The organism is Arthrobacter sp. TmtSoilC79, from assembly GCF_059739405.1.
This window is the reverse complement of record NZ_AP046051.1, coordinates 3,876,293-3,897,279: the sequence shown is the minus strand read 5'-3', so window position 1 is coordinate 3,897,279 and position 20,987 is coordinate 3,876,293. Positions and strand designations below refer to the sequence as shown.

Annotated in this window: 20 protein-coding genes and 1 riboswitch; of the genes, 9 read left to right on the top strand and 11 right to left on the bottom strand. The window is 63.4% G+C overall.

Annotated elements, in window-relative coordinates:
• Positions 1-3 precede the first annotated feature (3 nt).
• Both AC6JA3_RS17815 and AC6JA3_RS17810 read right to left on the bottom strand, forming a co-directional pair.
• Positions 4-384 carry a VOC family protein gene (locus AC6JA3_RS17815; RefSeq protein ID WP_026547656.1) on the bottom strand — a complete coding sequence of 127 codons (381 nt, stop codon included), beginning with the start codon at positions 382-384 and terminating at the stop codon, positions 4-6.
• 27 nt (positions 385-411) lie between these two features.
• Positions 412-948 carry a nucleoside deaminase gene (locus AC6JA3_RS17810; RefSeq protein WP_497920431.1) on the bottom strand — a complete coding sequence of 179 codons (537 nt, stop codon included), beginning with the start codon at positions 946-948 and terminating at the stop codon, positions 412-414.
• A gap of 22 nt (positions 949-970) precedes the next feature.
• Between AC6JA3_RS17810 and upp the strand changes: the two genes are divergently transcribed.
• The 4 genes from upp (at position 971) to AC6JA3_RS17790 (ending at position 4,232) form a co-directional block, all read left to right on the top strand.
• Positions 971-1,606 carry a uracil phosphoribosyltransferase gene (gene upp, locus AC6JA3_RS17805; RefSeq protein WP_026542238.1) on the top strand — a complete coding sequence of 212 codons (636 nt, stop codon included), beginning with the start codon at positions 971-973 and terminating at the stop codon, positions 1,604-1,606.
• 60 nt (positions 1,607-1,666) lie between these two features.
• Positions 1,667-2,044: a glyoxalase superfamily protein gene (locus AC6JA3_RS17800; RefSeq protein ID WP_026542237.1), complete on the top strand. Its 378-nt coding sequence runs from the start codon at positions 1,667-1,669 to the stop codon at positions 2,042-2,044.
• A gap of 45 nt (positions 2,045-2,089) precedes the next feature.
• Positions 2,090-2,776: an HAD-IA family hydrolase gene (locus AC6JA3_RS17795; protein WP_497920430.1), complete on the top strand. Its 687-nt coding sequence runs from the start codon at positions 2,090-2,092 to the stop codon at positions 2,774-2,776.
• Between the two features lie 64 nt (positions 2,777-2,840).
• On the top strand, positions 2,841-4,232 hold the full coding sequence (locus AC6JA3_RS17790) for a pyridoxal phosphate-dependent decarboxylase family protein (protein WP_497920429.1): 1,392 nt from the start codon (positions 2,841-2,843) through the stop codon (positions 4,230-4,232).
• On the opposite strand, the gene AC6JA3_RS17785 is transcribed toward AC6JA3_RS17790, so the two are convergent.
• The 5 genes from AC6JA3_RS17785 to AC6JA3_RS17765 form a co-directional block, all read right to left on the bottom strand.
• Positions 4,229-5,002: a MerR family DNA-binding transcriptional regulator gene (locus AC6JA3_RS17785; protein WP_026542234.1), complete on the bottom strand. Its 774-nt coding sequence runs from the start codon at positions 5,000-5,002 to the stop codon at positions 4,229-4,231. The genes AC6JA3_RS17790 and AC6JA3_RS17785 overlap by 4 nt on opposite strands.
• Before the next feature lie 18 nt (positions 5,003-5,020).
• A complete protein-coding gene (locus AC6JA3_RS17780) occupies positions 5,021-6,265 on the bottom strand; it encodes a glycosyltransferase (RefSeq protein ID WP_497920428.1) in 1,245 nt (414 codons plus the stop codon).
• Positions 6,266-6,435: 170 nt separating this feature from the next.
• The gene (locus AC6JA3_RS17775; RefSeq protein ID WP_497920427.1) at positions 6,436-7,272 is read right to left on the bottom strand and encodes an aggregation-promoting factor C-terminal-like domain-containing protein; all 837 of its coding nucleotides are present in this window, start codon (positions 7,270-7,272) and stop codon (positions 6,436-6,438) included.
• Between the two features lie 5 nt (positions 7,273-7,277).
• A riboswitch (cyclic di-AMP (ydaO/yuaA leader) is annotated at positions 7,278-7,438 on the bottom strand.
• 132 nt (positions 7,439-7,570) lie between these two features.
• Complete coding sequence (locus tag AC6JA3_RS17770; RefSeq protein WP_497920426.1) at positions 7,571-9,070, bottom strand: sensor histidine kinase; 1,500 nt, start codon at positions 9,068-9,070, stop codon at positions 7,571-7,573.
• A 3-nt stretch (positions 9,071-9,073) separates the two neighbouring features.
• A complete protein-coding gene (locus tag AC6JA3_RS17765; protein WP_497920425.1) occupies positions 9,074-9,814 on the bottom strand; it encodes a response regulator transcription factor in 741 nt (246 codons plus the stop codon).
• 653 nt (positions 9,815-10,467) lie between these two features.
• On the opposite strand from AC6JA3_RS17765, the gene AC6JA3_RS17760 reads away from it, so the two are divergent.
• Both AC6JA3_RS17760 and AC6JA3_RS17755 read left to right on the top strand, forming a co-directional pair.
• Positions 10,468-11,334, top strand: a complete 867-nt coding sequence (locus AC6JA3_RS17760; RefSeq protein WP_026542230.1) for a winged helix-turn-helix domain-containing protein — start codon at positions 10,468-10,470, stop codon at positions 11,332-11,334.
• Between the two features lie 383 nt (positions 11,335-11,717).
• Positions 11,718-12,242, top strand: a complete 525-nt coding sequence (locus AC6JA3_RS17755; RefSeq protein WP_347781879.1) for a SixA phosphatase family protein — start codon at positions 11,718-11,720, stop codon at positions 12,240-12,242.
• Positions 12,243-12,366: 124 nt separating this feature from the next.
• Here the strand turns inward: AC6JA3_RS17755 and AC6JA3_RS17750 are convergent, their stop codons facing one another.
• Both AC6JA3_RS17750 and AC6JA3_RS17745 read right to left on the bottom strand, forming a co-directional pair.
• Positions 12,367-12,693: a hypothetical protein gene (locus tag AC6JA3_RS17750; protein ID WP_223944674.1), complete on the bottom strand. Its 327-nt coding sequence runs from the start codon at positions 12,691-12,693 to the stop codon at positions 12,367-12,369.
• 116 nt (positions 12,694-12,809) lie between these two features.
• Entirely contained in the window at positions 12,810-13,730 is a 921-nt protein-coding gene (locus AC6JA3_RS17745) for a LysR family transcriptional regulator (RefSeq protein ID WP_497920424.1), read from the bottom strand.
• 72 nt (positions 13,731-13,802) lie between these two features.
• Between AC6JA3_RS17745 and AC6JA3_RS17740 the strand changes: the two genes are divergently transcribed.
• Positions 13,803-14,717, top strand: coding sequence for an EamA family transporter (locus AC6JA3_RS17740; RefSeq protein ID WP_497920423.1), 915 nt, complete (start codon positions 13,803-13,805; stop codon positions 14,715-14,717).
• Positions 14,718-14,833: 116 nt separating this feature from the next.
• Here AC6JA3_RS17740 and AC6JA3_RS17735 read toward each other — a convergent pair whose 3' ends face one another.
• Together AC6JA3_RS17735 and AC6JA3_RS17730 are read right to left on the bottom strand one after the other, a co-directional pair.
• Positions 14,834-16,312: a gamma-aminobutyraldehyde dehydrogenase gene (locus tag AC6JA3_RS17735; RefSeq protein WP_497920422.1), complete on the bottom strand. Its 1,479-nt coding sequence runs from the start codon at positions 16,310-16,312 to the stop codon at positions 14,834-14,836.
• A gap of 279 nt (positions 16,313-16,591) precedes the next feature.
• A complete protein-coding gene (locus tag AC6JA3_RS17730; RefSeq protein WP_497920421.1) occupies positions 16,592-17,269 on the bottom strand; it encodes a TetR/AcrR family transcriptional regulator in 678 nt (225 codons plus the stop codon).
• A 179-nt stretch (positions 17,270-17,448) separates the two neighbouring features.
• Between AC6JA3_RS17730 and AC6JA3_RS17725 the strand changes: the two genes are divergently transcribed.
• Entirely contained in the window at positions 17,449-19,224 is a 1,776-nt protein-coding gene (locus AC6JA3_RS17725; RefSeq protein WP_497920420.1) for an amidohydrolase, read from the top strand.
• A complete protein-coding gene (locus AC6JA3_RS17720) occupies positions 19,221-20,930 on the top strand; it encodes an ABC transporter substrate-binding protein (RefSeq protein WP_497920419.1) in 1,710 nt (569 codons plus the stop codon). Before AC6JA3_RS17725 ends, AC6JA3_RS17720 begins: the two co-directional genes overlap by 4 nt.
• Positions 20,931-20,987: the final 57 nt, after the last annotated feature.

Genomic DNA, 20,987 nt, shown 5'->3' with positions numbered 1-20,987 from the left:
AAGTCAGCCCGAACCGTACGGCCGCGTGATCGCCTCAAGGAAATGCCCATCGGGGTTGCAGAAGTAGATTCCACGGCCGCCGTCGTTGTGGTTGATCTGGTTTGCTCGGGAACGGGCAGGGTCCGCCCAATAGGGAATGTGCTCCGCGGTGATTCGCAGGAAGATCTGGTCGAATTCCTCTTCGCTCACCAGAAAGGCGTAGTGCTGCGGGGCGATGGCACCGCTCGCCTCAAGGAAGTCCAACGTGACACCGTTGTCCAACGCCACCGTGACGAAGGACCACATGGGTTGCGGCTTCGGAAGGCCGAAGATACGGGCGAGGAACTCCGCGGAACGGTGCTTGTCCGTGGCGTAAACGATGGTGTGGTTGAAACTGACAGGCATGGCTTGCTCCCGAAATGTTCGGCTTCGTCAGGCGGGTGGGCGGTGCTCCGGTGGCGGCAGCCGGTGAGAGGCGAAGAACTCCCTGAGAAGCGCCGCGCATTCCTCTTCACGGACGCCCGCATAGACCTCCACCCAGTGGTTGAGGCGGCGCTCGCGAAGGATATCGAACACTGATCCCGCCGCTCCTGCCTTCTCATCCCAGGCACCAAACACCACCCGGGGGATACGCGCCAGGACAATGGCACCGGCACACATGGCACACGGCTCAAGGGTCACCACCAGGGTGCAGTCCTCAAGCCGCCAACCGTCACCCGAGCCGCCCATAGCCTGAGCGCGAAGTCGCAGCGAAGCAGCCGCCTGGCGGATGGCCACCACTTCCGCGTGGGCGGTCGGGTCCCCATGCGCCTCACGTTCGTTGCGTCCGGAACCCAGTACGCCGCCGTCGGGACCCAACACCACCGCGCCAATGGGTACGTCGTCCGTTTTCAGCGCCAACCGGGCCTCGTCCAGGGCAAGGCCCATCCAGGCCATTTGGTCTGCGTGATACGGCTCGGTGGCGCTCATGTCTCAATGATAGTTTTGGGGGATGCGCACACTCGTCGTGGACCACCCGCTGGTCGCCCACAAGCTCACCGTTCTGCGGGATAAGAACACCCCTTCACCGGTCTTCCGGCAACTCACTGAAGAACTCGTCACCCTCCTGGCCTACGAAGCCACCCGCGAGGTCAAGACGCAGCCAGTGGAGATCGAGACCCCTGTCACCAAGACCATCGGCACGGCGTTCACCAAGCCCACGCCGCTGGTGGTTCCCATCCTGCGCGCAGGCCTCGGCATGCTCGAGGGCATGACCAAGCTGGTCCCCACCGCTGAGGTGGGCTTCCTGGGCATGGCCCGCGACGAAGAAACCCTGGACATCATCACCTACGCCGAGCGCCTCCCCGAGGACCTCACCGGCCGCCAGATCTTTGTCCTGGACCCTATGCTCGCTACCGGCGGCACCCTGCGTGAGGCCATCAAGTTCCTCTTCAAGCGCGGCGCTTCGGACGTCACCTGCATCTGCCTGCTGGCCGCTCCCGAGGGCCTGGCCAAGCTGGAAGAGGAACTCTCGGACGCAAACGTCAACATTGTCCTCGCATCGATTGACGAGAAACTCAACGAGAAGTCATACATCGTGCCGGGCCTGGGCGACGCCGGAGACCGCCTCTACGGCGTGGCTGGCTAGTCTTCACAGGGAACGATTGACCCCTACCGGTTTCCCACCCAGCCCGTTAGCCTGTGGCGCATGGACTGGAAACTTGAACTGGTATTTGTCCCTGTCTCCGACGTCGATCGCGCGAAGGACTTCTACGTCAACAAGGTCGGTTTCAACGCCGATTTCGATGAGCGTCCCACGGACGGCATCCGCTTCGTGCAACTGACGCCGCCGGGTTCGGCGTGTTCCATCGCTATCGGCGAGGGCCTCACGGACGCCCCTCCGGGTTCGGCTCCCAACCTGCAAGTGGTGGTGGCGGACATCAACAAGGCCCACGAGCACCTCAAGGCCAACGGCGTGGACGTCAGCGACGTCGACGTCCAGGACTGGGGTCACTTTGTGTACTTTGCCGACCCGGACGGCAACCAGTGGGCGGTGCAGTACCTCCCACAGCGGCCCAATGGCTAAGTCACACTTCAGCACCACCCCATGAGCGTGCGGCAGGATGGAACCATGAGCCATCCTGCCGCACCCGTGCTGACTGTCCGTGCCGTCCTCTTCGACATGGACGGCACGCTGGTGGATTCCACGGCCGTCGTGGAGCAGGTGTGGCTCGAGTTCGCGGAGCGCTACGGCCTGGATTACAACGAAATCCTCCGCACGTCCCACGGTGTCCAAGCAGGCGATACCGTGCGACGCTACGCGCCCGAAGGAGCCGACTTCGCCGCTTTGACGGCCGAACTTGGCGAGATGGAACGTTCCCGGACGGACGGTGTCATTGCCCTTCCCGGTGCTGAAGCCCTGCTGGCGGGCCTCCCGGATGATGCCATCGCCTTGGTCACCTCGGCAGATCAAATCCTTGCCGATATCCGCATGCAGGCAGCCGGACTCACCATGCCATCCACTGCTGTGACTGCAGAGTCCGTCAGCCGTGGCAAGCCGCATCCGGAGGGCTATCTGAAGGCGGCGGCGCTCCTGGGAGCCGACCCGGCCGACGTCGTGGTTTTCGAAGACGCACCCGCCGGGATCGCTGCTGCGCGCGCGGCGGGGATGCGGACCGTGGTGGTGGGCAAAGCCGCTGCCGTTCACAATTCGGACCTGGAGCCTGGCATGTGGCAGATTCCGGACTACTCGGCCGTGACCGTCACCGCTGTCAAGGACGACGACGGCGGGCACCTCATTACGCTGACCCTCCAGTAGCGCAGCTGGTACCGCCGGGCGAAAGACTGTTCCACGAGGGACCAAGCGGGCGTAGGCTGTGCGCATGTCTGCGATGCCGGAGGCGTACCGTGCTGCACTGGAGCGGGCCATGGTCCACGCCGGTGACTGGCTTGCGTCGGTCCCAACACGTCCAGTCCGCCCGTCCTCCGATGCCGACCAGGTGGCCAAGAGCATCCTGCCGCGCCTGCCGGATGAAGCGACAGATGCGGCCGAGGTAGTTGATGAGCTCGCCGCGCTGGCCGAGCCGGGCCTGATGGCCATCCAGTCCGGACGGTTCTTTGGGTGGGTCATGGGCGGAACCCTGCCTGCGGCCATGGCCGCGGATTGGCTTGTTTCGGCGTGGGACCAGAACACGGGGCTTCGGTTCGCCACCCCTGCCGCTGCCGCGATCGAGGAATCTGCAGCCGCCTGGCTGCTGGAACTCTTGGGACTGCCCGCCACCGCCGACGTCGGATTCACCACCGGCGCCACCACCGCCAACTTCGTGGGATTGGCGGCAGGACGCCAATACCTGATGGACGAGGCGGGCTGGGACCTGGAGGCTCTTGGGTTGACCGGCGCCCCGCGCATCACCACCTTTGCCGGCCGGGAGCGGCACGCCGCAGTGGATTTGGCGTTGCGGTACCTCGGCTTGGGGGCGTGCGTTCCGGTAGATGCCGACCACCAAGGACGGATCCTTCCCGATGCCCTGGCTGAGGCCATGGACCAACAGCCCGGGCCTTCGCTGGTCTGCCTCCAAGCGGGAAATCTGCATTCCGGTGCGTTTGATCCCATGGAGGAAGCCATTGCGGTGGCCCATGATCGGGGAGCCTGGGTGCACGTGGATGGAGCGTTCGGTTTGTGGGCCGCTGTGAGCCCCACCTTGCGGGGTCGGCTGACGGGAGTGGAGGAAGCGGACTCCTGGGCAACGGACGCCCACAAGACGTTGAACGTCCCTTATGACTGCGGCCTGGCGATTGTCTCCAGGCCAGAATCCCTGAGGCGTGCTTTCAGTGTCCACACCAGCTATCTCATAGCCACCGAAACCGGGCTGGGGGATCCGCTGGAGAAAGTCCCTGAGATGTCCCGCCGGGCCCGCGGCATTCCTGTATGGGCCGCCCTCAGGCAACTGGGCCGCGATGGCGTGATCTCCATGGTTGAGCGCCTCGCGGCCAACGCCCGGGCATTGGCCGAAGGACTCGCCGCCATTCCGGGCGTCGAGGTGCTCAACGATGTGGTGTTCACGCAGGTCTCGGTGAGCTTCGGCAGCGACGACCGGACGCACCGGGTGACGCAGCGGCTCATGGCCGAGGGCGCGGTATGGATGTCCGGATCCTCGTGGCGTGGCCGTGAAATCCTGCGTATTTCCGTGAGCAACTGGACCACCGACGCCGGAGATGTTGCCGCCTCCATTGCAGCCGTCAGGGGTGCCGTGGAGGTCGAGCCCGAAGTTTAGGCCTGGGGCTCGTGCGCCCTCGCTTTGTGCAGGTACCCCATCAGGCCGGCCAGGTCTTCGGCGCTCCAGGGCAGGTCTGCGCTGATCGTTTGGGCGTTCTCCTGCCAGGCTGCCCGGGCCGCGGTTTTTGTATCCTCGCCCGAATGGAACATCTCCCCGATGCGGTCCCAGGAATGCACCCACTCCTGCACTGCCGGATCCGAGATGGAAGTACCGGCCCGGACATGCTCCAGGCCTTCTTCCACCAGCGCGGTCCATTGACGTTTTGAGTCCTCGATCTTCTCTGCTCCCAGCTCCTGGCGTTTCTCCGCAAGCTGTTGACGCTGTTCCGGTGTGAAGTGTTTTTCGAACACGGTGATCATCTCCAAAGTTGACATGAATTGGGCGGCGGTGGGCATGGCTGGAGCGTCCAGTCGGTTGAGCAGCTCACCCAGCCGGTCCTGAAGCGCCTGGACTTGTTGGGCGTGCTGTTGAACATGCCGTAATTGCCGGTCCAGCAGGACACGCATGGAACCGAGATCATCATCATCGTTCCCGGGTCCATCCAGCGCTGTCGTAATGGAAGCAAGCGGAATCCCGAGCATGTGAAGGGCCCTGATCCGGTACAGTCGTCGAAGATCGCCCTCCCCGTACCGTCGATGACCGGAAGGCGTCCGGCCGCTCGCGGTCAGCAGGCCGATCTCATCGTAGTGATGGAGCGTCCGCACGCTGACTCCGCAGGCTTTGGCGAGTTCGCCGATACTCCACTGTCCGCTCTCCGCTGTTCCCATGGGAACTACGCTAAATCCTCACGTAACGTCAGGTGCAAGCCTTCTTCGGCCAGCCACATACCCGCCGATATGCCCGGCGAGTCCAGCGGCAGCCATCACGGCTCCTTCAAGCCAGCGGTCCGCCGTCGTCATTACCGGCAGGATCGCAAGCGCAGCCGTACTCAGCAGCGTCGTCAGGAGAAGCATGACCGGTCCTTGGATGCGCAGGCGGGTAGTCGAGGCCATGAGGGCAAGGGCGATGAAGTTCGCCGGCAAAGGATCCACGACACTGCGGAGCAGCACGAAGAACAGGGCATAAAGCAGCGTCCACGCCACCGCACCAAGCACACGCCCGGGAAGGCCGGTTCCGGGAGCCGTCCGGTCCCGTCCTGGCCGAAGCTCCCTGACGGGAAAACGTCCGGGGCGAAGGTCTCGGGTCAGCCGCGCCATGCCCCGCAGGTCGGCAAGCGCGGTTCGTACGACGTCGACACTTGAGTTGGGGTCATCGGTCCAGTCGACCGGGACTTCATGAATGCGTAAACCACAGCGTTCGGCGATGACGAGGAGCTCGGTGTCAAAAAACCAGCCGTCGTCCTTGGTATGCGGGAGGAGAAGGTGCGCAACGTCCGCGCGGACGGCTTTGAATCCGCACTGGGCATCGGAAATGCGTGTGCCCAGGACGGCGCGGAGCAGGGCGTTGTAGCTGCGGGAGGTGAATTCGCGGCCACCACTGCGGACCACGCGCGAGGCAGGTGCCAGGCGCGTGCCGACAGCCAGGTCGGAGTGGCCTGAAAGCAGCGGCGCAAGGAGGGGAGCCAAGGCGGACAAGTCGGTGGACAGATCCGCTTCCATATAGGCCAGCACGGGTGACGGTGAGGATTGCCAGAGGCGGCGGAGGGCGTTTCCGCGCCCTCTTTCCTGGAACCGGACCACCCGCAGTTCCGGAAGTTCCCGTGCCAGGCGTTCGGCGATCCTCAGGGTGCTGTCCGTGCTGGAGTTGTCAGCGACCGTGATCCGGAAGGTGTGCGGAAAAGTGCCGGAGAGATGGCCGTGAAGCGTGCGGAGGTTCTTCTCCAGGTGCGCTTCCTCATTGAACACGGGGACGGTGAGATCGAGGACCGGGACGCCGGCCCCGGTGTCCACGGGGGAGCGCCTTGGCAACTGCGGGTTCTCCGGCCTTACGTTGGGGAGTTCCGGCTGCGAAGCAAGCAACGCCCCGCCACCGAAGCGCGCGGAGTGGAACCGTCGTGGGGGAGCGCTGGTGGTTGGATTTGTGAGCGTCATATCTCCAGCATGGGCTGGCCGATTATGAGGGCTTTAGGCGGAAGCTGTGACGTCACTGTGAGCTACGGCGGTCACCTGTGAAATGCAAAAACCGCGCCGGTTCCCGCCGTTCGCTCCAGTGGGGACTGGTGCGATCGGCGGCAACCGGCGCGGTCTTCAAACTGCCTGGTTTAGTACCAGTTGTTGGCCAGGTGGAAGGCCAGGGCGGCCGACGGGGATCCGTAGCGCTCCTTGATGTAGTTCAGGCCCCATTTGATCTGGGTCTGGTAGTTGGTCTGCCAGTCAGCACCGGCAGAGGCCATCTTGGAAGCAGGCAGGGACTGGACGATGCCGTACGCGCCGCTGGAAGCGTTTGTGGCAGTGGTCTTCCAGTTGGATTCCTTCTCCCACAAGGTGTTCAGGGCAGTCATTTCGCCGGCGCTCCAGCCGTAGCTGCCCAGGATGCTTGCGGCGTAGGCCTTGGCAGCGGCGGGGTCATCCACGGCTTTCGGGGCTGCAGCAGCGGCCTCGGCGGCGGCGGCGGCAGCAGCGGCGTCGGCGGCCTGCTTGGCTGCAGCGTCAGCAGCTGCCTTCTCCGCAGCGGCTTGGTCGGCGGCGGCCTTCTCGGCGGCAGCCTTTTCAGCAGCAGCCTGATCGGCGGCGGCCTTCTCGGCGGCAGCCTTTTCAGCAGCGGCCTTGTCCACGGCGGCCCGGTCGGCAGCGCCCTTTGCGGCGGCTGCGTCCAAGGAAGCGGAGATTTCGGCTGTCTTGTTGGTGCTGACCTGGGCAGCTGCCTGGGTCTCTGCAACGCGGCTGGCCTCAGGGAGGTTCAGGGTGGCGTTGGCAGCAGTACCGAGCGATGCGACGCCCAACGCGGCGGCCACGACGCCGGCAACAACCGACATGCGGTGGCCGGACTTACCTTGGCGGGCAGCGTTCTTGAGGACGGTTTGCGACTTGGTCAACGGTGCGTTGTGCTCATCGCGGTGACGCGCGGAAGGGCGCGTCTGATCGTTAAATTCAGACATGTGTGATTACCTCTCAGCGCCTGCGGAGTTAGCTGTCGGGTTCGGATGAGGTCATCCGGCCGCGCATGTCGCTGCGGCTTCACCCCAAGGGCCCGGCATGATGCCTGGGCCCGGAGACTCTGGGTCCCCCGTCTCTGCCTCGGAGTAAGAACGGACTCCGGGAAGTGGCAGAGCTCGGCGCATCCCGGATGCGGGCCAGTTGGGGCGACCCACCCTTTCGACGGTACAGGAGGAATTCGCAGAAGTCACATTTAGGTAACAGAGATCACGGCGCCGGTGAGTCGCCTTGCCGTGTTCGTTACATCTCTTCGGCGGTGACGGTAGGTAGCCGCAGGGCGAATTCGGTTCGACCCGGACGCGACGTGACCTCCACGCTACCGCCGTGCGCTTCCACGATGGATTCCACGATCGACAACCCCAGCCCCGACGTCCCTTCAGACCCCGATCTCGCGGCATCCGCCCGGGCAAAGCGGGAGAAGATCCGGCCTTGGAAATCCTCTGGAATGCCCGGCCCGTTGTCTGTCACGGTCACCACTGCGCTGCCATCGGCGGACAGCATGACGGCCGTAACCACGGTAGTGCCGGCATCGGTGTGTTTGCGGGCATTGGACAAAAGATTGGCCAGGACCTGGTGCAGCTGGGTGGAGTCGCCGCGGACCGTGACGGGTTCGTCCGGCAGTTGCAGTTGCCATATGTGGTCCGGCGCCATGACCTTCTCATCACTGACCGTTTCGATCACCAACTGGGTGAGGTCCACATCGGTAACCTTGACCGGTTGGCCCTCGTCCAACCTGGCGAGCAGCAGGAGATCCTCCACCAGCGTTGTCATCCGCTCTGACTGGCTTTGCACGCGGGCCAGGGATTTGCGGCCGTCGTCAGTGAAGCTTTCGGTCATCCTCAGCAGTTCGGTGTAACCGCGGATGGCAGTGAGCGGCGTTCGGAGCTCGTGTGAGGCGTCCGCGACGAACTGGCGTACCTTGGTTTCGCTTTCCTGGCGGGCGTCCAAAGCGCTGGAGACGTTGTTCAGCATCAGGTTCAGGGCATGGCCTACGCTGCCCACTTCCGTTCCGGGATGGGCGGCCGACGGCGGTACGCGCACCGCAAGTGCCACTTCACCGGCGTCGAGCGGAAGACGTGAAACCTTGGTGGCCACCTCGGAGAGCTGCTCCAGAGGCCGCATGGTCCGGCGGATGATGACGGTGCCGGCGAGGCCGATGACCACCAGTCCGCCCAGCGAGACCAACACCATTGTCCAGACCAGTGAGGCCTCGGCGCTCTGTTTGTCCGCGAGAGGCAGACCCGTGACGATCACGTCGCCATAGGGTGCCTCGACCGCTACCAGCCGATAGTCCCCGTTGGAGAGGGAACGATCCACCGGATCACCGCTCTTGGGCAGCGCCAACAGCACTTGCTCATCCGCGGGGGACAGCCCAACACGGTTGCCTTGGGCGTCAATGAGCCCTGAACTGCGGACAGTGGACCCGTCGATCCTGGCGTTGAGTGTTCCGGCGGCCTGACCCCTGGCCTCCAGCGGGTCCGGTTTCCCCGAAGGTGAGGAGGGAAAGTTCGACGGCGGCCTGCCGAAGTCATTCGCGCGGCTGGACGCCTGCTCGAGCTGCCTGTCGAGCTGCTTGTTGAACACCATGTCCATGGAGGCGTAGCTGACCACACCTACCGCCCCGCAGATAGCGACCAGCAGTGCCATCGCCACCAGGACCAGCCGGGTACGCAAATGCCACGTGGAGGGGTTCAGCCAGCTGCGGCCGGATTTTCTGGCCACTCCTGAAAGTGTGCTCAACGCCTAGTCCGCGGGCTTGATGACGTAGCCGGCGCCGCGAATGGTGTGGATCATCGGCGGATGGTTGGCTTCGATTTTCTTGCGAAGGTATGAAATGTAGAGCTCCACGATGTTGGCTTGCCCACCGAAGTCGTAATCCCACACGCGGTCCAGGATCTGGGCTTTGCTGATGACCCGTTTGGGGTTCTCCATGAGGTAGCGCAGAAGCTCGAACTGGGTTGCCGTGAGGGGAATGTCCTCTCCGGCACGGGTAACTTCGCGGGTGTCCACGTTCAGGGTGAGGTCACCCACCACCAGCTCCGCGGTGTCCATGGCAGCGACGCCCGAACGCTGGACCAGTCGGTGGAGTCGCAGGAGGACTTCTTCCATGCTGAAAGGTTTGGTGACGTAGTCATCGCCGCCGGCAGCCAATCCGACGATCTTGTCCTGCACGGCATCCTTGGCGGTGAGGAAGAGGGCGGGCACTTCGGGGGCGAATGCGCGGATGCGGTTGAGGACCTCCACGCCGTCAAAACCGGGCAGCATGACATCAAGGACCAGGACGTCGGGCCGGAAATCCTTGGCCAGCTTCACGGCCTCGGGACCATCGCCGGCAACGGACACAGACCAACCGGCCATGCGCAGTCCCATGCTCATGAGTTCGGCGAGGCTGGGTTCGTCGTCCACCACCAAGGCGCGGATCGGAGAACCATCAGGGTGGGAGAGTTGGGGCAGGTTGTTGGTCATGGAGTGCGAGGAGGCCATGGGACAACTCTCCGTTCTGCTGGTTAGCCAGCGCTTTGCCCGTCCTGTGAGGATGCTGTGAAGTCAACACTAGCGAGGTGGGAGTCAGCGTGTCCGAAACGCTTGGCAATCCTGTTTCTACGGCTTGTAGCAGATTTTTGTCCGGATTTTTCGGAAGTGGGCCGTCCACGATTGGACAACAAGTGTTTCAGATCGTGAGATTCCGCAGCCGGGCTGTTCCCGGGAATGTCCGTGCACATGATGCCCCATTGGCCGAAGAATGTTCACTGGATTGCGATTATTTCTTGTCCGGGCCGAATGAAATGGCGTTCATTCATCCCCTCGGCTGAATTGTGATTTACGGCACAATAGACCTCTCCGTCTCAAAATGTGGACGGTTCTGCGCTTTGTTACTTGCGTGTTGCCATTGTTACGTTGCACACTTCCAATGTGAACAAGAACTCAACAGCACCTGCAGCCGCAGCAACCTGGCCCAGCACACCCGCTGGCCATGATGACCGCTGTTGTCGAATGCAAGCCTAACTTTCCACCCCAAGAAGTTTCAGGCATTCGCCCCCTAGCCCAGCGTTGGGCGCCCCTCCCCAAACTCATTGCGGGGACAACCAGCATTCGAAGCCGCGATGACGGCTATTCACTTTTGAGGTAAGCACTCCATGTCAGTTGCATCTGGATACGTCCACATCTCCGTCCGTAACGCCAACAAGGCCGCATCGAACGCAGGGCTCCGCCCCGGCTTCGGCAACCGCCCCGGCTACGCTCCCTCCCAGCAGGGCGCAGGCCAGCAGGCCCCCGGTTACGTTCCGCAGGGTTACAACCCCAACTCCTATGGCCAGTTGCGGGCAGTGCCCGCTGCCGAGCCGGCACCCATGACTGCGCCTACGCCGGTCATTGCCCAGTCCGACAGGCTCCGCCCCGTCGCCAACGACAACGTAGCCCGTGGCTTCGTGCTCTACATGGGCATTGACGAAGAAACTGCAGCGGCCGCAGGCACCTCCATTGCCAAGCTGGCCCAGGAAATCCGTGCCTACGCCCAGTCCCTCGTAACTGGAGCAGAGAGCTATGCTGCCGTGGCAGTAGCCCCCGCCGGCGCGCCCGGGTCCGCACTCGACGTCGTGCGTTCAACCTTCGGTGACCCGACTGTCGCCGCACGCCAGCGCACCGAAACCGCCCGCCCGGCACCGCAGCAGGAATCCCGCCCCTCCGGCGTGCTGATCGACCTCGCCCGCCGCGAAGTGCACCTGGACGGCGAATCGCTGAACCTGACGTTCAAGGAATTCGAACTCCTCAACTACCTCGTGGAGAACGGCACCCGCACCGTGGGCCGCGACGAACTCCTTGAAGGACTGTGGCGCAACGCCGAAGAGGTCCCCAACGAGCGCACCATCGACGTCCACATCCGCCGCCTCCGCTCCAAGCTGGGCCGCCTTGCCAACACCGTCCGCACGGTCCGCGGCCAGGGCTACCGTTTCTACGAGCACCCCGAGGTCATCGTCTGGGCCGCTCCGGAATACTCGATCTAAGCAGCACCGCAGCCGAAAGGCGGCAACATCCCCTGCGCCAGCGCTCGTTCTTCTTGCGACAACGGCGCTATCGGATATGCCGCCTTTCGGCTTTTTCGTGCCCTGACGAGGATTGGCCTCCGCGGCTGAAGGGTCCGGGGCGCCAGGTGTGTGTGCGGCTACCACCTACATTGGCTGGGGAAGCCCCCTGGCACGCCCGCTGCCTCCGCGTGTTGGGGGCGTACGGAGTTCAAAGTGGGTGGTGGGGGACCGGGGCGCCTGGGGCCGTGACCCTCTTTGATGCGCCGGCAGCCCATAGGCAACCGCATCCGGTTGCTATCGGGCCGGTTCCCTCTCAAAGAAGGTCAGGAACCTCCGGGGCCTCGGGCGGATAGGGTTGATCCATGAGCGATCACCACATCAAGCGCCTTGTGATCATGCGGCACGCCAAGGCTGATTGGCCCATGGGGGTGCCTGATCACGAGCGTCCCCTCGAGGAACGGGGCCACAGGGAGGCCCCGCTTGCCGGCAAATGGTTGCTCAAGCAAGGCGTGGTGCCCGACTTCATCCTGTGCTCGTCTGCGCTGAGGACCCGGCAAACATGCACATGGGTCTGCGATGAACTGGGCGACAAAGCGCCGACGCCCAAACTTGAGGACGGCCTGTACTCAGCCTCAGCGAACCGTATGTTGACGGTCATCAATCATGTCCCCGATACCGTCACCACGTTGATGATCATCTCGCACATGCCCGGGGTCCAGGATCTCGCCATGCACTTGGCCTCGCGCGATTCGGACCACGACGCGTACATGGACGCCGCCACCCGCTACCCAACGAGTGCGTTGACGGTAATGGAAACGGAGAAATCCTGGGCTGAACTGGACGGGCAGGACGCGCGGCTGACGCACTTCGCGGTTCCCCGCACCTAGCGGACTCCCCAAGGACGGCGCGCGTGGCTGGAGCGAGGCCGCGCCTACAGCAAAGCCGCAGCCGAAGCGCCGGTGCTTGCTGGAGCGGCGGCGTTGCCCCCAGCCCCCAGCCCCCAGCCCCCGGCTACTGTTGGCTGCCCGAATCTCCGTGGGCCAACTGGGGCATGCACATGCAGCGAATTTCAAAGACGGGCAGGCCCGCTGCTTCATCGCCGTGTCCGGTGGCGACGAGGTATTCGCCGTCGAACATGTACACCGGCAACTGGGGTGCCATGTATTCGTTGTAGCGGCTGGGATAGACCCATTGCCCGCGGATATCGAACGCCGGCAGGGCGTAGGGGTCCCGCCGGTTGTGGGCGCTCGGATAGAGTCCGTCATCGATCATGAGGTAACTGACCAAGCCATAGGTGTGATGGTGGTTCATGTCCGTGGGAAAGAGGATTGCTTCCACAGTTGGGCCCCTTCAGGAGTTTCGACGATCGCGCTCCAAGCAGCGCGGACAGCTAGGTAAGGTTAGCCTAAGCTAACAACTGGCCGGGCGTCGAATGTTCCCGTGTGTGACTTCGATCAAACTGGTGGCAGCGGCAAGTCTTCAGCGGCGACTTCCTGCAACATGCGCACTGCTTGCCGGATGGTGGGGCTGGCGGTCATCGTTTTCCGGTAGACCAAGCCCACGGATCGTTGCTGCACTGGGTTGATGACCGGAATCGCAACGACGCCCGGCGGCAGCTCCGGCCTTCCGAGACGCGGGACGAGTGCCACCGCCACCCCCTGCTCCACCATGGCAATGTGCGTCGAGAAGTCGGGATCATAAATGCGGATGTCGGGAACGCGGCCCAGTCCGGCGAAGATCTGCAGCAGGGCCTCGTTGCAGATAGCCCCCGCCGGGGTACTGATCCACGTCTCATCCAGCAGGTCTTCACGCTCGACGGCGGTGCGGGACGCCAGCGGGTGGGTGCTGTTGACCAGGACATCGGCTTGGTCAATGCAGAGGTCCTCGTGCACCAGGTTTTCCGGTATCACCAGCGGCACCGAGTTCCAGTTGTGGACCACTGCGAGTTCCGCCTCGCCACTGGCCACTCTCTGAACCGCTTCGCGGGGGTCTTCTGCCAGCACCGTGACCTTCACAGCGGGATGGGTGGCCGCTATGCGCCCGAGCATCGGCCCCACGAGCCCGCGGCACGCGGTGGAGAATGCCACCAGCCTCAGCAGGCCGGACGGCTTCGCAGGATCAGCCAACAAGGTGGCCTGAAGTTCTTCCAGTTCGCCCATGATCCGGCGCCCATACCCGGCCAGTGCCAGTCCGCGCTCAGTGAGGAGCACGCCGCGGCCATTCCGCTCCAGAACCGCAACGCCGGTCTGCTTTTCCAGTTTCTTGATCTGCTGCGACACCGCCGATGGGCTGAATCCCATCACCTCGGACGCCGCCACTACCGAGCCATGCTGTTCAACGGCAACCAGCGCCCTCAAGGCGGGGATATCAATCATGAAGCAAATCTACGCTGTTGGATGCACAATTCAACGCTGGTGCTTCACGCTAAATGAAGTCAGAGTGTAGTTGTGAACCTTCGCCATTCTGCTCTCGCCGTCCTGGTCGCCGTCCTTTGGGGCATCAATTTCGTTGCCATCGACCTCGGCCTGCACACCAACGGCAGGGAAGTTCCTCCACTGCTTTTTGTCGCGATGCGCTTTGTCCTCGTCGTCTTCCCCTTCATCCTGTTCATCCGAAAACCGGACGTGGGCTGGAAGCCGATTCTCGGCGTCGGACTGTTCATGAGCGCCGGACAATTCGGCCTCCTGTATCTGGGCATGGCGCTCGGGATGCCTGCAGGTTTGGCCTCGCTGGTGCTCCAAGCGCAGGTGCTGTTCACCGTCCTGCTGGCCTCGAAGTTCCTGGGGGAGAGGCCCAGCCGGCGTCAATTGGCCGGCGTGGTCCTCGGCATCGCAGGGCTGGGAGTGGTGGCGCTGGGGCGCAGTGCTGTGGCACCGGTGCTTCCCCTCATGATTGTCCTGGCCGCGGCTTTGTCCTGGGCTGTCGGCAACGTGGTGGCAAGGCATTCCAAAGCCGCCTCCGGTTTGGGCCTGGTGGTGTGGTCGGGAGCGGTGGTACCTGTTCCCCTGGCGGGGTTGTCGCTGGTGGTTGACGGCCCGGGCACGGTCTGGGCTACGCTCACGGACCTGCAGCCGGCCACCATTCTTAGTGCGATCTACACTGCCGTGTTTGCGTCCCTTGTTGGTTACGGCATCTGGAACCGGCTGTTGTCGCTCTACCCGGGTTCCGACGTCGTGCCTTTCACGCTTTTGGTCCCGGTGATAGGGATGACAGCCGCGTGGCTGGTCCTCAACGAGATTCCCACGCTGACCGAAATCATGGGCGGGCTGATACTGCTCCTCGGAGTGGCCATCGCTGTGCTGGGCGCCCGAGGCAATTTCCGCAAGGAAACTCCCGTTGCGAGGCCCGCTCTACGCCTTTAGACCTCGGGAAAGCGCGCAGAGCGGGCCTCGCAACGTGGGGTGGTTGCGTTGTGGGGCCTGCTTTGCGGGGTTTGGTGGCGGGGATGGGTGTAGAGCGGGCCTCGCAACGTGGGGGATCAGCGCAGCCGGAAGATGGTCCGGTGCCAGTCCTTCTCCACAACGCCGTCCAGCTCGACCATCACATGCTTCACCTGCGTGTATTCCTCAAAGGAGTAGGCGGACATGTCCTTGCCGAAGCCGGATTGCTTGAAGCCGCCGTGGGGCATCTCGGAAATGATCGGGATATGGTCGTTCACCCAGACGCAGCCGGCGTTGATCTCGCGGGTGGCACGCATGGCCCGCTGCAGGTTGTTGGTCCAGGCCGACGCTGCCAGTCCATAGACGGTGTGGTTGGCCAAGTGGATCGCTTCGTCATCCGTATCGAACGGAAGGACCACCAGGACCGGGCCGAACACTTCATCCTTGACGATTTCCGAGTCCGGGCCTGCGTCCACCACCAGGGTGGGCCGGTAGAAGGCGCCGTTTCCCAAACTCCCATCCGTCGGCGCATAGCCGCCGGCCATCACCTTGCTGTAGCTCCGGGCGCGATCCACCATCCCCGCCACATGGTCCCGCTGCTTGAAGGACACCAGTGGGCCAAGGTCCGCGTCCTCATCCCCAGGAACCCCCAGGGTGATCCCCTCGAAGCGGGCTGCGACCTTGGCCACGAATTCCTCGTACACGCTCCGGTGCACAATGGCGCGGGTGGCTGCGGTGCAGTCCTGCCCGGTATTGATGAGCGAACCAGCAACAGCGCCATGCACTGCGGCGTCCAGCGTGGCGTCGTCGAACACCACGAAGGGTGCTTTTCCGCCCAATTCAAGATGCACGCGCTTGGCATTGACGGCAGCAGCTTCCAGAACCGTGCGGCCAACAGCGGTGGAACCCGTGAAGGACACCATATCCACGTCCGGATGCCGCATGAGGGCAGCTCCAACAGTGGCGCCGTCGCCCACAACCACGTTCACCACGCCGTCGGGCAATCCCGCATCAGTGAGCGCCTGCGCGAAGAGGAGGGACGTCAAGGGTGTGATCTCGGCGGGCTTGAGGACCATGGTGTTGCCGGCCGCGATTGCGGGCAAGATCTTCCACGCCGCCATCTGCAGCGGGTAGTTCCAGGGAGCGATGGAGCCCACCACGCCAATGGATTCGCGGCGGATGGACGAGGTGTGCTGAGGGGAGTATTCAGCTGTGGCTTTGCCCTCCAGGTGGCGGGCTGCCCCGGCGAAGAAGTCGATGTTGTCGATGGTTCCGGGGACGTCGAACTCCCGGGTCAGGCGCAACGGCTTGCCCGTCTGGGAACTCTCGACGCGCGAGAACTCTGCGGCCCGTTCCTCCATGATCCTGGCAAACCTTTGCAGCATACCGGCCCGTTCCCCGGCCGTGGTCCTGGACCACGCGGGGTAAGCGGAACGGGCTGCTGCGACCGCGGATTCGAGGTCCGCCACGGAAGCCAGGCTCACGGTTTCAACCACTTCGGAGGTTGCCGGATTGATGACGTCCAGGGTGGTGCCCGACGTGCCGGGCAGTAGTTGTCCATTGATGAACTGATGCATGGTGTGCCGTGCTTTCCCTGCCGGGCGTCGCTGTCCGGCAGTGGTGAAGGAACAGTGGTGAAGGAACGACGCCGGGTGGCGGCGTGCGTGCGGAGGATGGGTTGCGTTTCGGGGCGGCTATTCGAAAAAGCCGGTCAGAAAACGGGCAATAAATCTGGCGCAGCGAGGTGAGGATCCGGTGAAAGTCCCGGGCGGTAAAGGTTCGGTGCAGTGAAAGTTCGGGGCTGAAAGCCCGGTGAAAGTCCGGGGGCTTTTGCGAAGGTGCCGAAAGGCGGTGCGTCAGGCCTGAGTGCTTTCGCGCTCGGCGCTGTCCAGGATGGCGGCGAGGCCTGCCTGGAATGCCTTCAGGGAATCGAGGTTTTGCAGTGCGGCGTGATGCTTTTCAAGGAGGGGGTGACCGGTGATGCGGGTGAAGACCCGTGGGTTGAGCCAAGGATCGTGGCCTTCGGAGTCGGGAAGCCGTTGGATTTCAACGGCAATGCCGGCGCCGAGTGCAAGGGTGTAGCTTTCAAGGGCTGCGTAGTAGTGCACCACGCGGTCTTCTTCCAGCCCGGCGTCCGTCAGGCACTGGAGGACGAACTCGATGGCCTTCAACTCGCCGGGACCGTAAGTGTCCGTAGCGAACGATTCGCTGCCCAGGGCGGGGTGCTGCATGAAGACCCTGAGGAGTTCGTCCAGGTATGCCTCCAGCCGGGCGCGCCAGTCCTTATCCCGTGTCACTGCCAGTGTGCGTTCCACCGAGGTCATGAACAGCTTGTCCAAGGCGGCCCTGACAATCGCATCCCTATTCCGGAAATGCCGGTAAACAGCAGTGGCGTCGACCTCGAGTTCCTGTCCCAGCCGCCGGACAGTGAGCCGGTCTCCGGGTTCCTGGCTGGAAATCCGGAGGACAGCGTCGATGATGGTGGCTGGATCCAGGCGTGTGCGGCGGTCCGTCGACTGTGCTGGCTGCACCATCTGCTTGTCCGCCTTCCATGCGTTCCCCGGTTGACTATCAACCTACATGATTCATGGCCACCTCCTTTCGAGGACTAGTCAAAGTCTTTGTCATCACTGATGTCAACACTGTTGACTTTAATGTGATCCGGCTCATAGTCTGTCTCCAGAGTTGAATTTCCCTTGAAAGGACTCGAATCGTGCACGCAGAGATTTTGTTGGAGAACGGATGGGTGTACACCGGCAAAGACGCCGGACCCATCCGGGCGGATATAGCAATTGCGGGCGGCCGGATCATCGCTGTCGAAAACGCCCAGGACGCCCGGGACGCCCAGGACCCCCGGGATGCCCGGGATGCCCAGGACGCAGGAGACGCCGGAGGGATCCAGGAGACCATCGCCCCGCACACCCGCCGCGTGGACCTCCAAGGACAGCTGGTGCTTCCCGGTTTCCAAGATGCCCACATCCACCCCATTTTCGCCGGAATAGAGCTGCTCCAGTGCGACCTGACCGAGGTGGCCAGCGCCGAAGAAGCCGTGGAAACAGTGGCCCGCTACGCCGCGGACAACCCGGACCAGCCATGGATCCTCGGCGCAGGGTGGTCCATGGACCTGTTTCCGGGTGGCACCCCCACACGGCAGCTGCTGGACACCGTGGTGCCGGACCGCCCTGTTTACCTCGTCAACAGGGATCACCACGGGGCGTGGGCCAACACTGCGGCGTTCAAAGCCGCCGGGATCACCAAGGAAACGCGTGATCCGGAGGGTGGCCGCTTGGAGCGTGAGGAAGATGGCACACCCGCTGGCACTGTTCACGAGGGCGCCATGGACCTGTTCAATCCGGTGAAGCCGGAGGTCCCTTATGAGTTGGCGTACCAGGGCCTCATGGCCTCCCAGAAACTACTTCTCGCCCAGGGCATCACCGCCTGGCAGGACGCTTGGGTTCCCATCCCGGAAGGCGGGCATGCCGATCACCTTGAGGTCTACCAGGACGCCGCGAAGGCAGGGGACCTCAAGGTCCGGGTCACGGCATGCCAGTGGTGGGACAGGACCGCCGGGATGTCCCAACTGGACGCAATCGTGGAACGCCGGGACAGCGTCGCCGGCGCCTTCGACCCCCTCCGCCTCAATGCCAACACCGTCAAAGTGATGGTGGACGGTGTTGCGGAGAATTACACGGCAGCCATGCACCACGTCTACCTGGACCACCATGGACACCACACGGACAACCGCGGGATCGAGTTCTTCGAACCGGAGGAGCTGAAGGAGTTCGTGACCGCCATTGACGCCGAGGGCATGCAGGTTCATTTCCATGCGCTCGGGGACCGCGCTGTGACGGATGCACTGGATGCCTTGCAGGCTGCCCGGGAGGCCAACGGCGCCAACGATCACCGGCACCACCTTGCGCATCTTCAGGTGGTTCGGGACGAAGACCTTCCCCGTTTTGCCGCGCTCGACGCAGCCGCCAACGTGCAAGCGCTCTGGGCTTGCCATGAGGAACAGATGGACACCCTGACCCTCCCCTTCCTGGAGCCTGGCGCAGAGGACCGGCACTATCCCCTCGGCCAGCTGGCCAGCGCCGGGGCCACTGTAGTGGCGGGCAGCGACTGGCCGGTCTCCACTGCCGATCCCATCGCGGCCATTCACGTGGCAGTCAACCGCACTGCTCCCGGCGAGGACCTGCCTCCCCTTGGCCCGGCGTCACAAAAGCTCAGCCTCAAGCAGATCGTGGACGCCTACACGCACGGTACGGCCTGGATCAACCACCTCGATGCCGCGACAGGCACCCTTGAACCTGGAAAACTCGCAGATCTGGTGGTGCTCGACCTGAACATCTTCGAACTCCCCGAGGAAGAACTGCACCGGGCAGTGGTGACGCAGACGTGGATTGGGGGCGAGTGCGTCTATGACCGTGCGGCAGCCCAAAGCCCACTCACGGAAACACGCCGTAGCCATCAACCGGCGGTGACGCAGTGAGGCAGCCCAAAGCGCAGACACCTGCACCCACACCTTCGCAGGGCGCCGTACGACCCAAACAGCGGACGACGCCGTCGCGCATCACCGCGGTGACGGTCGCCGGCGTCGTACTCGGCTTGGTCCTGGGCGGCTGCGGCGTGCGGCCCGCCGGCGTGACTGACGCAGCCGACGGTGCCAAGTACACCGTGTCGGACTCCACCGAGCCTCCCACCAAGGAAATCGACAACTTCACCTGGGCCATGTACGCGGAGCCTTTCTCCCTGGACTACGCCTACGCCTTCGACTATCCGGACAACACGGTCCTGTCCAACGTGTGCGAATCGCTCTTCAGATGGAACGCGGACCTCTCGTCCTCTCCCGGCCTGGCCACGGGAGTAGAGAATCCTGATCCCCTGACATGGGTTTACACCATCCGCCAAGGGGTGAAGTTCCACGATGGCACTGAGATGACGGCGGACGACGTCGTAGCTTCCTTGAGCCGCCACCTCGATCCGGAAGTGGGCTCGTTCTGGGCGTCGTCCTACCAAAATGTGGAATCGATCGTAAAGACCGGCGACTACCAGGTCACTGTTACCACCACGCGTCCGGACTACGTGTTCAACGCTTCCCTGGTTGGTGCCCCTGGGGTTGTGGAGTCAGCCAAAACCCTTGAGGACGCTGGAAAGGACTACGGCAACTCCAAAGCCGGCGTGAACTGCACCGGACCCTTCCAGTTCGATCAATGGGAAGCGGGGGAGAGCATCACCCTCAAACGCTTCGACGACTACTGGGATCCGGACCTCAAAGCCAAATCGAAGCAGGTCACCTTCACCATCCTCCCGGACGCCACCTCCCGCATCAACGCCTTCCAAACCGGCGAAATCGACGGCGGGTTCGCGATCCCGTCCAACGCGATCGACATCCTCAAAGCCAACAAAGACGCAGGATCCCTCTACTTCGGCAAGGACACCTCTGTGCAGAGCATGGTCTTTACCAACCTGGCCGGAACGTTCAAGGATGTCCGCGTCCGCAAAGCGCTCATGATGGCCATCAACCGGGACGCGCTGATCAAGGCCGCGGAGCAGGGGTACGCGAAGAAGACAGATGCCCTGACCACCAAAAGCGTATGGAAGGACATTCAACCGGGAACAACGGACGAGGCCTTCGACGGACTGTTGTCCACGCCCTATGACCTTGCCGAAGCCAAGAGGCTCATCAAGGAAGCGGGGGCCGAGGGCAGCACCTTCGTCTTCGCTACGGCCTCGCTCAATGCAGCCTTCGACATCGCAGCCCGGGCCATAGCCTCCGCGGCCAAGGAGATCGGCTTGGAACCGGAAATCCAGACCATGTCCAACGACAAATACACCACCTTGTTCTCCGACCCCGAGGCCCGCAGGAACGTCGATCTCCTGGTCACTTCCTGGTACCTGTCCAGCACAGAGCCCCTGGAGATGTACAGCGTGTTGCGTACCGGGGACTTCAGCAACTACGGAGGGTGGAGCAACCCGGAATTCGATGACGTGGTGAACTCCGCCTACGGAGTGCAGGACCCTGATGCCCGCGGAAAACTCACGGGCAAAGCGGCCAAGCTGGCCAGCGAAGACGTGGTTTGGGGACCGCTGTACGAGACCGTCACCTCCATGTGGCTGGGCAAGCGCATCACCGGCGCGGACCCGTCCATCAATTACATGTACTTCCCGTGGGCAGCCCAGATAGGAGGTCGCTGACGTGACCGTTGCAGAAAAGCTCCCGGCAGCTTCCTCCCCGGCAGGTCCCACCCGTCA

Bases quoted from the DNA above. Each gene is read 5' to 3' on its own strand.
- AC6JA3_RS17815 (WP_026547656.1), bottom strand. From the start codon at position 384: ATGCCTGTCAGTTTCAACCACACCATCGTTTACGCCACGGACAAGCAC.
- AC6JA3_RS17810 (WP_497920431.1), bottom strand. From the start codon at position 948: ATGAGCGCCACCGAGCCGTATCACGCAGACCAAATGGCCTGGATGGGC.
- upp (WP_026542238.1), top strand. From the start codon at position 971: ATGCGCACACTCGTCGTGGACCACCCGCTGGTCGCCCACAAGCTCACC.
- AC6JA3_RS17800 (WP_026542237.1), top strand. From the start codon at position 1,667: ATGGACTGGAAACTTGAACTGGTATTTGTCCCTGTCTCCGACGTCGAT.
- AC6JA3_RS17795 (WP_497920430.1), top strand. From the start codon at position 2,090: ATGAGCCATCCTGCCGCACCCGTGCTGACTGTCCGTGCCGTCCTCTTC.
- AC6JA3_RS17790 (WP_497920429.1), top strand. From the start codon at position 2,841: ATGTCTGCGATGCCGGAGGCGTACCGTGCTGCACTGGAGCGGGCCATG.
- AC6JA3_RS17785 (WP_026542234.1), bottom strand. From the start codon at position 5,002: ATGGGAACAGCGGAGAGCGGACAGTGGAGTATCGGCGAACTCGCCAAA.
- AC6JA3_RS17780 (WP_497920428.1), bottom strand. From the start codon at position 6,265: ATGACGCTCACAAATCCAACCACCAGCGCTCCCCCACGACGGTTCCAC.
- AC6JA3_RS17775 (WP_497920427.1), bottom strand. From the start codon at position 7,272: ATGTCTGAATTTAACGATCAGACGCGCCCTTCCGCGCGTCACCGCGAT.
- AC6JA3_RS17765 (WP_497920425.1), bottom strand. From the start codon at position 9,814: ATGGCCTCCTCGCACTCCATGACCAACAACCTGCCCCAACTCTCCCAC.
- AC6JA3_RS17760 (WP_026542230.1), top strand. From the start codon at position 10,468: ATGTCAGTTGCATCTGGATACGTCCACATCTCCGTCCGTAACGCCAAC.
- AC6JA3_RS17755 (WP_347781879.1), top strand. From the start codon at position 11,718: ATGAGCGATCACCACATCAAGCGCCTTGTGATCATGCGGCACGCCAAG.
- AC6JA3_RS17745 (WP_497920424.1), bottom strand. From the start codon at position 13,730: ATGATTGATATCCCCGCCTTGAGGGCGCTGGTTGCCGTTGAACAGCAT.
- AC6JA3_RS17735 (WP_497920422.1), bottom strand. From the start codon at position 16,312: ATGCATCAGTTCATCAATGGACAACTACTGCCCGGCACGTCGGGCACC.
- AC6JA3_RS17730 (WP_497920421.1), bottom strand. From the start codon at position 17,269: ATGGTGCAGCCAGCACAGTCGACGGACCGCCGCACACGCCTGGATCCA.